Here is a 13,833-nt window from a genome sequence, read left to right on the forward strand (position 1 = left end):
TTGAGCGCTTGGCTTGGTTCAGTCTGCGCAGCAGGAACTCAGCACAGGATCACGACATGTCCATTCAAGCGGTCATCTTTGATATCGGCAATGTCCTGATCGAATGGCAGCCCGAGCGCTATTATGATCGCGTGATCGGCGAAGATCGCCGTCGGGCCATGTTCGAAGAGGTTGATTTGCACGGCATGAACGATCTGGTGGATCAGGGTCATCACTTCACAGATACGATCTACGACTGGGCCGAGAAATACCCCGAATGGCGCAATGAGATCCGTATGTGGCACGACAAATGGATCGAGCTTGCTGCGCCTGAGATTCCACATTCGGTCCGGTTGCAGCGGGCGTTGCGTGCCAAAGGCGTGCCGGTGTTCGCATTAACGAATTTCGGGGTGCAAAATTTCGATTATGCCACCACCGTCTACCCATTTCTAAACGAGTTTGACCGGCAATATGTCTCGGGCCGGATGAAGATGGTGAAGCCTCATGTTCCGATCTATGAGCAGGTCGAAGCGGATTGTGGCCTGCCGCCCGCGTCACTTTTGTTTGCAGATGATCGGATCGACAATATCGAAACGGCACGCGGGCGTGGATGGCAGACGCATCACTTCAAAGGCCCGGACGGCTGGGCAGATCGACTGGTGGCAGAGGGTTTGTTGACCGTCGATGAAGCCCGCTAAGCCGGAGCGGGTGTCGCACTACGGTTCTCACGGATCGGCAGGTGGACAATGGCGCTGAAGGCTCCGACCGCGACGCCGATCCACCAGACCATTGTGTAGTCACCATAGACATCGTACATCCGTCCGCCCAACCAGACGCCGAGGAACCCTCCGATCTGGTGGCTGAGGAAGATGAAACCGTAAAGCGTGCCCATGTAGCGCAAGCCGTAGAGGTGTGCGACAAGACCCGAGGTTAGAGGCACCGTGGCGAGCCACAGTGACCCCATGACGATTGAGAAGATGATCACCGAAGTCGGCGTGATCGGCATGAGAATGAACGCCGCAGCCGCGACGGTTCTAGCTGTGTAGATGGCGGCCAGCAGGTATTTCTTGGGGAAATGATTGCCCGCCCAACCGGCCAGTAGCGTGCCGCCGATATTGGCTAAACCTACCAACGAAATCGCAACCGCACCCAAGGCGGACGTGGTGGTGATACCCAGGGAGTGCAGGACGCCTCCGGGTTGGATCGGGCCGCACATCTCGGTCACGAAGGCAGGAAAATGGGCGGTGATGAACGCCAGTTGATAACCGCAGCTGAAAAAGCCCAGAAAGATCAGCGCATAAGACGGATCTCGGAACGCTTTTCCAAGAATCTGGCTCATGCTTTCCTCAAGCTCGGCTTTGCTGACCGGCTGCGGTGCGCGCATGAAGGGCAGTGTCAGCACAAGGGCAAGGATCGCGATGGCGAAAACGATGAAGACCTGTTGCCAGGGCAAGAAGGTGAGAAGCCATTCGGCGGTTGGTGCGCCGATCACCTGGCCGAAGCTGCCAGCCGCAGTTACAATCGCCAAAGACATGGACCGGTTCTTGTCTGATGAGGCCCGACCAACCACCGCAAGAACCACGCCAAATCCCGTGCCTGCGATGCCAAATCCCACCAGCCACGCATACATCTGATGCCCAAGCGGCGTGATCGACCAGGCCGACAGAACCATACCGGCCGCATAGGTCAGCGCACCCAGAATAATCGCCTTACGATCCCCAACCTTTTCGGCAATCGCGGCAAAGATCGGTTGCCCGATGCCCCAAGCAAGGTTCTGAATCGCTATCGCAAGTGAGAAATCAGTGCGCAGCCAGCCGAACTCATCCGCGATCGGGATCTGGAACACCCCGAACGAGGCGCGCACAGCGAAACTGACCGTGATGATGATACATCCGACGATCAGGATTGGATTTATTAGGCGGGCAGAATGCGGCATTGGGAGGCCCCGGTCCATAAAGCGTTCGCCGACGGTACAGGATTCACTCTGACCGTCAATTCAACAGATTTGCGGTCGAGGATAAGGAATTTTGATGTATGAGCCGAAGTGGCTGCTTTTCAAGTCGCCGTCTCATCGGTAAGGCTCTGACCTATGACGGATTTGATCTCGCTTTATGACACCCGGATCGACGCCGGCGAGCTGACCCGCGACGATGCGCAAGAGGCCGTGCTGCCGCATTTCGAACGGATCCGTGCAGCGCTTGCAGCACCTGTAAAGCGTGGTTTGTTTCGCAAAGCACCGCCCGCGCCCAAAGGGTTGTACCTGTGGGGCGGTGTTGGGCGTGGAAAATCCATGTTGATGGATATGTTCGTCGACAGTTTGCAGGACATTCCCGCGCGCCGCGTTCACTTTCATGCCTTCATGCAGGAAATCCACGCAGGTATGCACAAAGCGCGCAAGGACGGTGTTGAGGATGCGCTGGCACCGGTGGCGCAAGATGTGGTCAAATCCGTCCGGTTGCTGGCCTTTGATGAGATGCAGATCACCGACATCACCGATGCGATGATCGTTGGGCGTTTGTTCGACATGTTGCATGCAGGCGGTGTGGTGGTCGTAACGACATCGAACCGGCATCCGGATGATTTGTACAAGGACGGGCTGAACCGACAGCTGTTCCTGCCGTTTATCGCGCATATCAAAGAACAGCTGCAGGTGTGGGAGCTGGTCTCACCCACCGATTATCGGCAGAACCGGTTGGAAGGCGCTCCGGTCTATTTCACCCCGATTGGCCCCGAAGCCCGCCAGAGTATTCGCGCGGTCTGGGCTGATCTGGCTGGCGGTCCGGCCGATCCCTTGGTGCTGCAGGTCAATGGGCGCGCGGTTGAGCTGCCTCAGTTCCGCAACGGAATTGCCAGAGCGACCTTTTATGATCTGTGCGGCCGGATGCTGGGACCTGCGGATTATCTGTCGATTGCCGAAACGGTGAAGGTTTTGGTGCTGGAAGACATCCCGCGTCTGTCGCGGAACAATTTCAACGAAGCCAAGCGCTTTGTTACTCTGATCGATGCGCTCTATGAAGCGCGGGTGCGGTTGATCTGTTCTGCCGCAGCAGAGCCAGAGATGCTGTATGTCGAAGGTGAAGGGACGTTTGAATTCGAGCGCACCGCCTCGCGCCTGCGGGAGATGCAGGCGGAAGACTGGGGCGTTTAGGGGGCTCTGCCCCCACCGCCTTTGGCGGTTCCCCCGGAATATTTTTGGCCAGATGAAGCCCTGCGGGCGGATGCCCTTAGCCGTTTTCGCGCAGGATATGGCCAGCAAGGTAGAGCGACCCACAGATCAGCACGCGGGCCTGTGGGTCCTGAGCTAAGATGGAACTGAGTGCATCACCAACGTTAGCGGCGGTTGTGGCGTGCAGATTGACCTTCGCGGCGGCAGCGGCGGTGTCTTCCGCGCTGAGAGTTGCCGTTTCACCGGGAATCGACACGGCGGTCAGGCTGTTCGCCTGGGTGGCCAGCGGCGCAAGGTATCCGGTGACATCCTTGGTGTTCAGCATGCCGCAGATCATATGGGTCGGCCGCTTTGGCAGGTTCGACAGCACATCAGCCAGTGCGATACCAGCAGCGGCGTTGTGGCCGCCATCCAGCCACAGCTCGGCTTGCGGCGCGGCCTGAACCAGAGGGCCCGTTTTCAGCCGCTGCATGCGCGCGGGCCATTCGGCGCGGGTGACAGCGGCCTCGTAGGCGGCATCGCCCAGGTTGAGGTGCCGCAGAACGGCCAGCGCCGCGCCAGCGTTCTGAATCTGATGCGCACCCAGAAGGTTGGGCAGCGGCAGGTCACGCAGGCCGGTTTCGTCCTGATAGATCAGGCGTCCGTTTTCTTCGGCCACATGCCAGTGCTGGCCATAGGCGATCAGCGGCGCGCCGAGGCGGGCAGCGGTCTGTTCAATGACCTCCATCGCTTCTTCCGGTTGCGGACCAACGACGCAAGGCACACCGCGTTTGATGATTCCGGCCTTTTCAGCCGCGATCTTAGCCAGCGTGTTGCCCAGGAATTGTTCATGGTCGATGGAGACCGGCGTGATCACCGTCATCGCAGGAGCATCGATCACGTTGGTCGCGTCAAGACGTCCGCCCAGTCCGACCTCAAGCAGCGTGTAGTCGGCCTGCGCGCGGGCAAAAGCCAAAAGGGCCGCGCAGGTGGTGATTTCGAAATAGGTGATGTCCGCGCCACCATTGGCCGCATAGCATTCATCCAGCACGGCCGTCAGATTGTGTTCCGAGATAAGCTCTCCCGCCAAACGGATCCGTTCGTGAAACCGCGCCAGATGCGGCGAGGTATAGGCATGAACCAACAGCCCCACCCCTTCGAGACCGGCCCGGATCATGGCCTGGGTCGAGCCCTTGCCATTGGTGCCCGCGATATGGATCACGGGTGGCAGTTTGGCTTGCGGATTGTCCAGCGCATCCAGCAAACGCCAGACACGATCCAAGGTCAGGTCGATGATCTTGGGGTGCAGCGCCATCATCCGGTCGAGGATAGCGTCAGATGTTTGGGGGGTCATTTCTGATCCGTATCGTCAGCAGGCGCGTCCACGGCGGCCTCTTCCGGCTCCGGCGCGGGCAAATCACCCCGGATCGCCGGGGGTTGGTTCATCAGCATCCGGGTGATGGTGATTAGCTCGTCTCGCATCTCGGTTCGTTTGGTCACGCGGTCCAGCATGCCGTGGTCCAGAAGATATTCGGCGCGCTGGAATCCTTCGGGCAATTTTTCGCGGATCGTTTGCTCGATCACGCGCGGCCCGGCGAAACAGATCAGCGCGTTCGGTTCGGAGATATGCACATCACCCAGCATCGCATAAGACGCGGTCACCCCGCCTGTTGTGGGATGGGTTAGCACAACGATATAAGGCAGGTTCGCCTCTTTCAGCATTTCGACCGCAACAGTGGTGCGGGGCATCTGCATCAGGCTCAGGATGCCTTCTTGCATCCGCGCGCCACCCGCGGCGGAAAACAGGATCAGCGGGCGTTTTAATTTCACCGCCTCTTGCGCGGCAGCGATGATGGCATTGCCGACATACATGCCCATCGATCCGCCCATGAATGAGAAATCCTGCGCAGCCGCCACAATCGGCGTGCGCCCAATTTCACCAGCGGCGACCAACATCGCCTCTTTCTCGCCCGTCTTTTTCTGCGCCGCTTTCATGCGATCAGGGTATCTCTTCTGATCTCGGAAATGCAGCGGGTCGTCCTTGGGCGCGGGCACGTCGACCTCGGTGAAAATGCCACCATCAAACAGATGCTTAAACCGGTCGCGCGGGGTGATCGCCATGTGATGGCCGCACTGAGTACAGACATTCTGGTTTTCTGCCAGCTCACGGTGAAACAGCATGGTTCCGCATTCCGAACACTTGTGCCACAGGTTTTCGGGCACCTCGCGGCGCGAGAAGATCGAGTTGATCCGGGGGCGGACGTAGTTTGTGATCCAGTTCATATCGGAACCTTAATAGAGCGGCTTTGACGTCAAATAAGACGCAACGGAAGGAAATGCAATCAACGCCTGAGTGCAATCCGCGCAGTCAGCCAGCAGACCAGCATTGTTGCGAAATCCACGAACAGCCATTGGCGCAGCATATCGGTCTCTGACATCTCAAAAGGCAGCAGGTAGAGCGCCAAACCGCTCAGCGAATCCGGCAACGAGATAAACACGAGCGCGATGAGATTGTTGAAAAAATGCAAGGCGATGGCCGGACCCAATGTGCCAGATCGCGCTGTCAGGTCTGAGGCCAGAAGGCCAAACACACAGGACCAGACAGCCACGATGAGTGCGTTGTCCCCGGCCAATTCGGGGGCATAGTGGCCTGCTGCAAACAGGGCCGAGGGCACGCCCATCCAGATAAGGGGCGATTGGAATCTGGCCGCCAGCGATTGCTGAATGTAGCCGCGAAACAGGATCTCTTCGGCGCTGGTTTGAATTAAAACTGCACAAGCAGCGAGGGGCAGCAGGATCAGCCAGACTGGCAGTGCCAGGTTTTGGATCAGCGGCTCGCCCATCCCATAGGGTGGCAAAGCAAACATCACCAACCCCAATATCAATAGGGCCAGAAACACACGCCCAAACTGCTGTAGGGCCAAATTGCGTGACCCAAGGATGTGACCTAGAGATCGGTGCTGCATCACCCGCGCCGCCGCCGCGACACCCACGATCAAAAACCCGAAGCTGACCAGCAATAACAACGTGCCTGCCGCAGTCGATCCGCGAAAGAACCCTTCGGCCTGCGCAGGCGGGATCAGGCCGGCGATGAGTGCAAAGATCACCGAATTCAGCGCCATGTAAAGCGCAGCGACGATGACTAGACCGGCCAAAAACCGCCATAGCTCAGGCCGGGCACGTGCCTCAGCGACCAGTGCCTCATGGGCTGCATACGCGCCGGGCTCAGGCGTCATTGGCAACGCTTTCGTCCGAAATTGCCTGAGGCACCTCCGGGAAGATTTCCGAAGGGGTCCGGGCTGTGTTGATCCGCGTCGCCAGCGTGGTCAGATAGCCCGCAACCGTTTGCAACAATTGAACTGCAACGGTTGCATCGTTTTCAATGACTGCGCGCAGTTCCTCGGCGCCGATACGCAGGAACGTACAGTCTGACACCGCAGTCAGGTCCAGCTGACGGGGTTCGCCTGTGATAATGGATAAGTCCCCGATCAGGCGCCCGGATTCAACGACCGAAATGGTACGACTGCCGCCCTCGTCATCGACCCAGTTCAGATTGGCCGTGCCTTTGATGCACAGATAGGCCGCATCAGCAGCCTGCCCGCGCGAGAATATCTGCTGCCCCGCCGCCACATCAAACCATTGCGCGGAAAACGCCAACAGGCGCTGGTTACGCGCATCGATGCCAGAAAACAGCTCGGTCGAAGAAATGATCTCGAGCTTGCGGCTTAGATCCGCCGAGGTACTTTCCTCATGCTTTGTTTGTGTGCGTGAGACGCCATCGATCCGGCCATCTTTGATCTCGATGAACAGGTCATAGGCTTCGGGATGCGCGAAGTGATCTTCCATGAAGATCATGATTGAGTCGGGCAGCAACTCGCGCAGTTTCAACCGTGTCCGCAGGCGGCTTTCGGAATCGTGGCTGGCCAGCGCCTTGTCCAGGATCAGAACATCCGGCCGCTTGATGCCAGCCCGGGAAAAAGCCGCGCGTTCCTGAAAGACCGTGGCCAGATTGTTGCCGCCCAGACCGGCTGGCAGATCATAGATGATCGCAGCAGCCCGGCGTCTGAGACCAGCCTCGTTCATGGCTTCTGCGACTACATCCTCAATCTCATCCAGATGCGCGCCCGCCGTTACCGAGACACGGCCGTATAGCGCATTCACCAACACGGGCAGTATCGGGAAATATGTGTCAGGAGACAGCGGGACAAACATCCCGTTCATCGCCCCACGTAGCTGTTCGGCCTGACCCTGCCGAATTGCAAGAATCTTATCCTTGTACTCGTCCGGGAAATCCGAGCCAATTTGTTCGGCGGTCAACAGGAAGGGAACGGTCAGCAGCAGGGCCTGTTCTTCATCGCTGAGCCCCGCGTCGCCCTTGGCCTTGCGGCGTTCATCTATGTCCAACCAGCGGTGATACATTTCCTTGCTCATACCCAACCGCAGGAACAACGGGTGATCCGTGCCATCCCGGCCGAAGGTACGGCTGAGCGTATCCAGCACGGCGTTCGAGATATTCAGCGCGTCCTCTGCCAGATCATGCGCCCGAAGCATCGACAGAAAATGCCCGTCATTGGCTAGACTTTCGGGTGAAATCTGGCGGGTCGGTGCGGCATATAGCAGGTTTCCACCCAGCGGAACGGTTGGGTTGAACTGTTCCGGATCAAACCGGTGGACATACTTGTCCAAGCCTTTTTCGCGCAGACGCGTCGCAATCGTATCCCGCAGATTGACGATGTCTTGCGCCAGGTTCGGATGCAGTTTCGGGTCAAACGACGACCCTAGCGTTCGGCGGAACATGAACTCGTCAATACCCATCGCCTCAACCAGTTGGAACCACCAGTCGCGGATATCGTCGATATCGTCCAGCCCTGCTAAACCGGGATCAATCCACTCATCGCTCAGCAGATCTGTCGGATTGCCCGAACGCGCAGATTCGATCTGTCGGCGGGTCGGGGCCTTTACACCAGCCTCATCAATCTGCGGATGCGTTCGCAGCGGCATCATCAGGTTGTCGCCCAACGTGCCGTCAAACAGATAGGGTCGCGAATAGGCATAGCCGATGCGCGCGGCAATCACCGCCTGATGCAGATTGCGCAGATCATGCCCGGCCATGATCACCTCACCCTGAACTGGCAGCACCTCTCGCGTCATCAATTGGCCAAGCGCTGTACGCTCCGCCGAATTGGTCGACTGAATCGCCACTCGCGCACCTTTCGGGATCTTCAGGTCAAGGTCTTCAAGAATGGTTTTGCCGTCCCCATCCCGCACAGTCACATTGCGCAACTCAATATCGCCATCCAAATGCGGGACCGTCTCGGGTTCACCCTCGAATAGCTCCTCTGGGATCATGTTATCCGGGGCAAATCGCTCAGTCACGATTTCCCAGCGCAGCGACATATCCTGCACCTGGTTGTAATAGGTCAACAGATCCTTCCACGGGCCGCTCAGGTCTTTGTAAGCCCCAAGCGCCGCGACCAGGGCACCTACCGTGATCTCGCCTTTGATCGCCAGATAGCCGCCGACGGAATAAAACAGAAACGGCGTCATCTGAGTGATCAGATTGTTGAGAAACTTCATAAAGAATTTCTTGTTGTAGATCTTGAACCGGATCTCGAACAAGGTGCCCAACCGATGGCTGAATTGCGCCAGACGATAGCGCCAGCCGCCATTGGTCCGCAGATCACTGATCCCCGCGGCACTTTCGCCGATCTCAGAACTCAGGCTGCGCACCTCCTGAATGCGGTCCTTGTTCAGCAGGTTGATCTGGCGTTGCAGCTTGGGGATCAGCCACGCCTGCAACGGGATCAGCGCAATGCTGGCCAGCCCGAACCAGACGCTTTGCATGAACAGGAATGTCACGATGGTCATCATCTGACCAAACTGGAACACGGGCTGGGCAATGGCATCGCCCATCAGTCCGCCCATCGGTTCGGCCTCGGATGTGATCATCGACACCAGCTCTCCCTGGCTGGTGGTCGCGAAATACGATTTGGGAAAGCGCATCGACCTGTTGATCAGAGTGAATCGCAGGCGTCGCAGCATCCGTTCGGCCAGAACCCCCTTCATCGTGTTGATCCGCATTTTCATCACACCGCTGGCGATGACTGTGGCCAGAAAGGCGAAACACAGGATCAGCAGATACTGCACCTGGGTGAATGTGATCCCCCAGACGGCAACCGTATCGCCAGGCGCACCGATAGCATCGTTAATAATCTGCTTGGGCAGCTCAAGCGAAGCGTAGAGAAACGGAAAGGACAGAACCGTCAAACCCAACAGCACAAGCTGCTGCTTTTTCGAATATTTCCATATGAATGAAAACAGAGTGGGTTCCATGAACTGGCCTTATCTGTGCTTAATCTGTTGCGCGAAGGTTCCGAGGAAAACCCACCCTCAGCCCGGTGCCAGACGGTAAGCATTGACCCGGCTGATTACAAGAATGCAACAGGTCTTTGTCGCGCCGAATACAAATCGGCACCGAAGGGTCTTCAGGATTTGGTGATTATTCACCCCCATACTGCCATTCCGGGTTTGTCCCCTACACCGTCTTTGACTAAAGAGGTGCAACTTGGGACGATAGGACAATGGGCAGGATTCTGGATCGCTACATATATCGCAAGACGTTGCAGCGATGGCGCAAAGTGGCAGAACAGGCGCAAGATGCCCCGCAATCGGCGCTGCGCCTGCAACGCGATCAGGCGCGCGGATTGCGGGCCAGTCTGAACAAGTTGATCCATATTGCAGATAGCCGCTTGACCCGACCTCAGATCGGATCGGCCCAGTTTCCAAAACCCGTTGGCACGGATTGGGCCTGGCGGCCCGATTTGTGGCGTGGACCGCTGGCACAACCCGGGCTTGCCTCAGCTCCGCGCAAGGCGGGTATCGATGGGCAGGTGACCCTGTTTCACGATTGCCCCCTTGCCCAGATCGCAGTGCGCCAAATCCGCAACCGCGACGAAAGCGATCTTGCGCCGTTCAGCTTGTCGGTTGAGGCATTCAGTTTTGAAGGGACTTTCCTGTCCCTTTCGATCGAATTGCCAGCCGACGCCGCGCGCGATCTGACCCTACAGCACCTGCTGCGGCTGGATGCGCTGGTAAACAGCGAGCAGGACAACGGAATTTTCGCGCGACTCAATATCCAGCACGGACCCAACACCGAACAGGTGTTGCGGCAGATCGATCTGTCGAAAACGCCCAGCGCTGTTGATTTTGATCTGGCGCATCTGCCCCTGAATGAACAGCGGATCGAAAAGATCTGGCTGGATGTGATATTTGAAAACCCGCGCATGAACCGCATTCTTCTGCGCGATCTGACCCTGTGCCGCCGCCATCGCGCCGATTTGTGAGACGCCAGACCATGACGCACCCCAGATTGATCCCCCTTCGGTTCGAAAACGGCCTGTGGCAAGGCCATCTTGAGGCCGAAACAAAACCAGATGTCGAGGTGCGCTATCTGGGCGAGCCCTTGCCAGAGGTCACACTGACAGAAGTCCAGGATGGTTGGGCCCTGGCTGTTCCTGTGCCTGCTGCGGCGCTATCCGAAGGCGTACACTGTTTTGTCATCGTCGACACGGCAACCACGCAAAAACTGGGGAATTTCACCGTGATCGCAGGCGAACCCGCCGCGGATGATCTGCGAACCGAGGTCGAATTGTTGCGCGCTGAGTTGGAAATGCTCAAACGCGCTTTTCGCCAGATTTGCCGGGGCGACGACTGACCGCCAATAGTCCGTCAACCTATCTTTTTGGCTTCATTCATGCATCATTGACCCATTTGGATCACGAAGGATGCGGATATGGATCGCAGCAGCATTGTAAAAGTTGCCGCATTGATGGTGACGGGTTTTGGCATCGGTATCGATTTCACCGGTGCCCTGATGCTGGTGCCCGCAATCGAAAACAGTTTCGACGCTGACATTACCAGCACCCAATGGGTGCTGAACATCTACGCCCTGTTTTTTGCCATGACCATGGTCGCTGGAGGCCGCCTGGGCGATATGTACGGTCATCGAAAGATCATGATAATCGGCCTGACGATCTTTCTGTTTGCATCCGTGATGTGCTTTGTCGCCCCCAGCCTGGACTTTCTGATTGGCGCGCGGGCCCTGCAGGGGATCGGCGCGGGCTGTGTATGGCCCTGCACGCTGGCGTTTGGGGCCACCAAAGTCTCACGCCCGGAACACCGCGCATTGGTGATGGGCCTGATCCTGGCCGGTGTGACCACGGGCAATGTCTTTGGCCCCATGATCAGCGGGCTGGCGGTTAGCTTCGGAGAATGGCGGTATTTCTTTCTGGCGAACATCGTCTTTTCCTGCATCTCCATGGCAACCGCGCTGCTGCTGATGCAACGCGAGACCCAGCACAAACAGGGTGAACATATCGACTACGCAGGCATGGCTATCTTGTCTTTTGCCGTGCTGCTGTTGCTATACGGGTTGGATGTTGGTGCCGATTGGGGCTGGACCTCAGTCCCCCTGCTACTTTTGTTCTTCGTCAGCGCGGTTTTGTTCTTTCTCTTCCCCAAGGTCGAAAAACGCGTGGTCGAACCGCTGCTGCTGCCTCAGATGATGCAGAACAAACAGTTTCGGATCACGCTGGGGCTGAACATGTTCAATGTGTCTGCCGCCTTTGTCGGCCTGCTGTATTTCCCGCAATACATGCAAAAGGTTTTGGGGTGGTCGACCTTTGAATCTGCGCTGGGGCTGGCACCGCTTACCCTGTTGCTGGCTGTTGGGTCAGTGGTCTCGGGCACGCTCTACAATGATTTCGGCCCCAAACGGCTGCTGTTCTGGGGCTATTTGATCGCCACGATTGGCGCGGCCAGTATCGTGGTTCTTCCCGCCAGTTTCGGATATTTTCAAATCCTGCCCGGCATGGCGATGATCGGGCTGGGTGCAACGCTAACGGTTGGCCCATCGGGCACCGCTGCGGTCTGTGCCGTTAAACCCGAACGCGCCGGACTTGTGGGCGGGCTAAGCTTTATGACCCATCTCGTGTATGGCGCCATCTCGGTCGCCTGCGCTACAGCGATCATGTATGTGGTGTCCTTGTCCAGCCTGCGTGACAAGCTGGCGGCGGCCAACATCCCCCTGACTGACGCCGATCAGCGGGCCATCAACGGCGGAACGCTCAACACCGAATCCGCCCACGCCGTATTGGCCAAACTGAATACCGATCAAGTCGAAACCCTGAAATCCGCGATTGCCAGCGCGTTTGACAGCGGAATGAACATGGCCTTTATCTTTTCCACAGTCTCGGTATCCGTGGGCATCCTGCTGGCGTTGATGCTGGACGAAAGCAAGCTGCATAAGATCGAGGAATAAAAAAAGGGTCGCGCCCTGCGCGACCCTCGTTTCCTTTGGGCAAGCGCCTTACTGAGACGGCCCGTTCGGATTGAAGGCGGACAGGCCCTTGAGGATATCGATGGCATAGGCCAGCTGATAGTCCTCTTCCCGCAGCTCGGCTGTTTCTTCGGCCTTGGCGCGATCTTCTTCAATCTGGCGGATTTCATCCTCGCTCAGGCTGTCATTGTCCAGGCTGCCGCGCAGCTGGGCCTCGGACCGAGTGAAGGGGTTCTCCTCGTCCTCCTCGGCTTCGGGCTGCGGGCGCGGTTGTTCCACGATGATGTCCGGGCTGACGCCCAGCGCCTGGATCGACCGACCCGAGGGCGTGTAATAGCGCGATGTGGTCAGACGCATCGCACCGTCGCCACGCAGCGGCATCACCGTCTGGACCGAGCCTTTGCCAAAGCTCTTGGTGCCCACAACGATCGCACGACGATGGTCCTGTAAGGCACCCGCAACGATTTCCGAGGCCGAGGCCGAGCCACCATTGATCAGCACCACGATGGGCTTGCCTTCGGCCAAATCGCCGGGGGTGGCGTTGAACCGCTCACCATCTTGGGGATCACGACCGCGGGTCGAAACAATTTCGCCTTCGTTCAGGAACGCATCCGACACCCGGATCGCCTGAGTGAGCAAACCGCCAGGGTTGTTCCGCAGGTCCAGCACAACGCCGTTGACCTTATCGATCCCGCCAGCTTCGGCGATCTGTTCCTCAAGACCCGCTTGCAGGTTCGGGAAGGTCTGATCATTGAACGTGGTTACACGCAACACAACGCTGGTGCCTTCGGTACGTGCGCGCACAGCGGTCAGTTTAATCGTGTCACGGATTATGGTGACATCAAAAGGCTCAGGCTCGCCTTCGCGAACAACCGTGATGATGATCTCGGAGCCCACAGGCCCGCGCATCAAGTCAACCGCCTTGTCCAGCGTCAGGCCCAGAATGCTTTCACCATCCACATGCGTGATGAAATCCCCGGCTTCGATCCCGGCTGCCGCGGCGGGCGTATCATCGATGGGCGAGACGACTTTGACAAAGCCTTCCTCTTGCGTCACCTCGATGCCGAGGCCGCCAAATTCACCGCGTGTCTGCACGCGCATCTGCTCAGCGTCATCGGGCGACAGATAGCTGGAATGCGGATCAAGCGATGTGAGCATGCCGTCAATCGCAGCCTCGATCAGCTCCTCGGGCTCAACCTCTTCGACATATTGCGCGCGAATGCGTTCGAAAATGTCACCGAACAGGTCCAGTTGCTGATACACATCGGCCTTTTTCTCGGCTTCCTGCGCCAGTAGCGGGCCTGCAATCTGGGTGGTTGCGATAATCCCTGCCACGGTTCCGGCCAGACCGGCCATCACAAATCTCTTCATA

Annotated in this window: 11 protein-coding genes; 5 read left to right on the top strand and 6 right to left on the bottom strand. The window is 57.9% G+C overall.

All coding sequences use genetic code 11. From position 1 onward, the window contains the following. The first annotated feature begins 56 nt into the window (after positions 1-56). On the top strand, positions 57-677 hold the full coding sequence (locus tag ACR0DH_RS07410; RefSeq protein WP_480548024.1) for an HAD family hydrolase: 621 nt from the start codon (positions 57-59) through the stop codon (positions 675-677). Here the strand turns inward: ACR0DH_RS07410 and ACR0DH_RS07415 are convergent. After that, complete coding sequence (locus tag ACR0DH_RS07415; protein WP_480548025.1) at positions 674-1,915, bottom strand: MFS transporter; 1,242 nt, start codon at positions 1,913-1,915, stop codon at positions 674-676. The two genes, ACR0DH_RS07410 and ACR0DH_RS07415, sit on opposite strands and share 4 nt — an antisense overlap. Positions 1,916-2,068: 153 nt before the next feature. Here ACR0DH_RS07415 and zapE point away from each other — a divergent pair, with 153 nt between their 5' ends. Next, entirely contained in the window at positions 2,069-3,127 is a 1,059-nt protein-coding gene (gene zapE / locus ACR0DH_RS07420) for a cell division protein ZapE (RefSeq protein WP_480548026.1), read from the top strand. 76 nt (positions 3,128-3,203) lie between these two features. On the opposite strand, the gene ACR0DH_RS07425 is transcribed toward zapE, so the two are convergent. From ACR0DH_RS07425 to ACR0DH_RS07440, 4 genes are read right to left on the bottom strand one after another with little or no spacing between them, the layout of a single operon-like run. Next, positions 3,204-4,478, bottom strand: a complete 1,275-nt coding sequence (locus tag ACR0DH_RS07425) for a bifunctional folylpolyglutamate synthase/dihydrofolate synthase (RefSeq protein ID WP_480548027.1) — start codon at positions 4,476-4,478, stop codon at positions 3,204-3,206. Continuing rightward, positions 4,475-5,407 (bottom strand): acetyl-CoA carboxylase, carboxyltransferase subunit beta, encoded by a 933-nt coding sequence (accD, locus tag ACR0DH_RS07430; RefSeq protein WP_480548028.1) that lies wholly within the window; start codon positions 5,405-5,407, stop codon positions 4,475-4,477. The genes ACR0DH_RS07425 and accD overlap by 4 nt, the downstream gene beginning before the upstream one ends. Positions 5,408-5,466: 59 nt before the next feature. After that, positions 5,467-6,360: a CPBP family intramembrane glutamic endopeptidase gene (locus ACR0DH_RS07435; protein ID WP_480548029.1), complete on the bottom strand. Its 894-nt coding sequence runs from the start codon at positions 6,358-6,360 to the stop codon at positions 5,467-5,469. Beyond that, positions 6,350-9,457 carry an ABC transporter transmembrane domain-containing protein gene (locus tag ACR0DH_RS07440; protein ID WP_480548030.1) on the bottom strand — a complete coding sequence of 1,036 codons (3,108 nt, stop codon included), beginning with the start codon at positions 9,455-9,457 and terminating at the stop codon, positions 6,350-6,352. Before ACR0DH_RS07440 ends, ACR0DH_RS07435 begins: the two co-directional genes overlap by 11 nt. 248 nt (positions 9,458-9,705) lie before the next feature. Here ACR0DH_RS07440 and ACR0DH_RS07445 point away from each other — a divergent pair, with 248 nt between their 5' ends. The 3 genes from ACR0DH_RS07445 to ACR0DH_RS07455 all read left to right on the top strand — a co-directional run bounded on the left by ACR0DH_RS07445 (position 9,706) and on the right by ACR0DH_RS07455 (position 12,443). Further along, complete coding sequence (locus ACR0DH_RS07445; RefSeq protein WP_480548031.1) at positions 9,706-10,467, top strand: DUF6478 family protein; 762 nt, start codon at positions 9,706-9,708, stop codon at positions 10,465-10,467. 11 nt (positions 10,468-10,478) lie between these two features. After that, complete coding sequence (locus ACR0DH_RS07450) at positions 10,479-10,838, top strand: hypothetical protein (RefSeq protein WP_480548032.1); 360 nt, start codon at positions 10,479-10,481, stop codon at positions 10,836-10,838. A gap of 78 nt (positions 10,839-10,916) precedes the next feature. Then, positions 10,917-12,443 (top strand): MFS transporter, encoded by a 1,527-nt coding sequence (locus ACR0DH_RS07455; RefSeq protein ID WP_480548034.1) that lies wholly within the window; start codon positions 10,917-10,919, stop codon positions 12,441-12,443. Positions 12,444-12,491: 48 nt separating this feature from the next. On the opposite strand, the gene ACR0DH_RS07460 is transcribed toward ACR0DH_RS07455, so the two are convergent. Then, positions 12,492-13,832 carry a S41 family peptidase gene (locus ACR0DH_RS07460; RefSeq protein WP_353011140.1) on the bottom strand — a complete coding sequence of 447 codons (1,341 nt, stop codon included), beginning with the start codon at positions 13,830-13,832 and terminating at the stop codon, positions 12,492-12,494. Position 13,833 lies beyond the last annotated feature (1 nt).

Source organism: Ruegeria sp. I1, assembly GCF_056532675.1.

Excerpts from the sequence above, each read along its gene's own strand:
- ACR0DH_RS07415 (WP_480548025.1), bottom strand. The coding sequence starts at position 1,915 with ATGCCGCATTCTGCCCGCCTAATAAATCCAATCCTGATCGTCGGATGT.
- ACR0DH_RS07450 (WP_480548032.1), top strand. The coding sequence starts at position 10,479 with ATGACGCACCCCAGATTGATCCCCCTTCGGTTCGAAAACGGCCTGTGG.
- ACR0DH_RS07410 (WP_480548024.1), top strand. The coding sequence starts at position 57 with ATGTCCATTCAAGCGGTCATCTTTGATATCGGCAATGTCCTGATCGAA.
- ACR0DH_RS07440 (WP_480548030.1), bottom strand. The coding sequence starts at position 9,457 with ATGGAACCCACTCTGTTTTCATTCATATGGAAATATTCGAAAAAGCAG.
- zapE (WP_480548026.1), top strand. The coding sequence starts at position 2,069 with ATGACGGATTTGATCTCGCTTTATGACACCCGGATCGACGCCGGCGAG.
- ACR0DH_RS07445 (WP_480548031.1), top strand. The coding sequence starts at position 9,706 with ATGGGCAGGATTCTGGATCGCTACATATATCGCAAGACGTTGCAGCGA.
- ACR0DH_RS07455 (WP_480548034.1), top strand. The coding sequence starts at position 10,917 with ATGGATCGCAGCAGCATTGTAAAAGTTGCCGCATTGATGGTGACGGGT.
- ACR0DH_RS07460 (WP_353011140.1), bottom strand. The coding sequence starts at position 13,832 with ATGAAGAGATTTGTGATGGCCGGTCTGGCCGGAACCGTGGCAGGGATT.
- accD (WP_480548028.1), bottom strand. The coding sequence starts at position 5,407 with ATGAACTGGATCACAAACTACGTCCGCCCCCGGATCAACTCGATCTTC.
- ACR0DH_RS07435 (WP_480548029.1), bottom strand. The coding sequence starts at position 6,360 with ATGACGCCTGAGCCCGGCGCGTATGCAGCCCATGAGGCACTGGTCGCT.
- ACR0DH_RS07425 (WP_480548027.1), bottom strand. The coding sequence starts at position 4,478 with ATGACCCCCCAAACATCTGACGCTATCCTCGACCGGATGATGGCGCTG.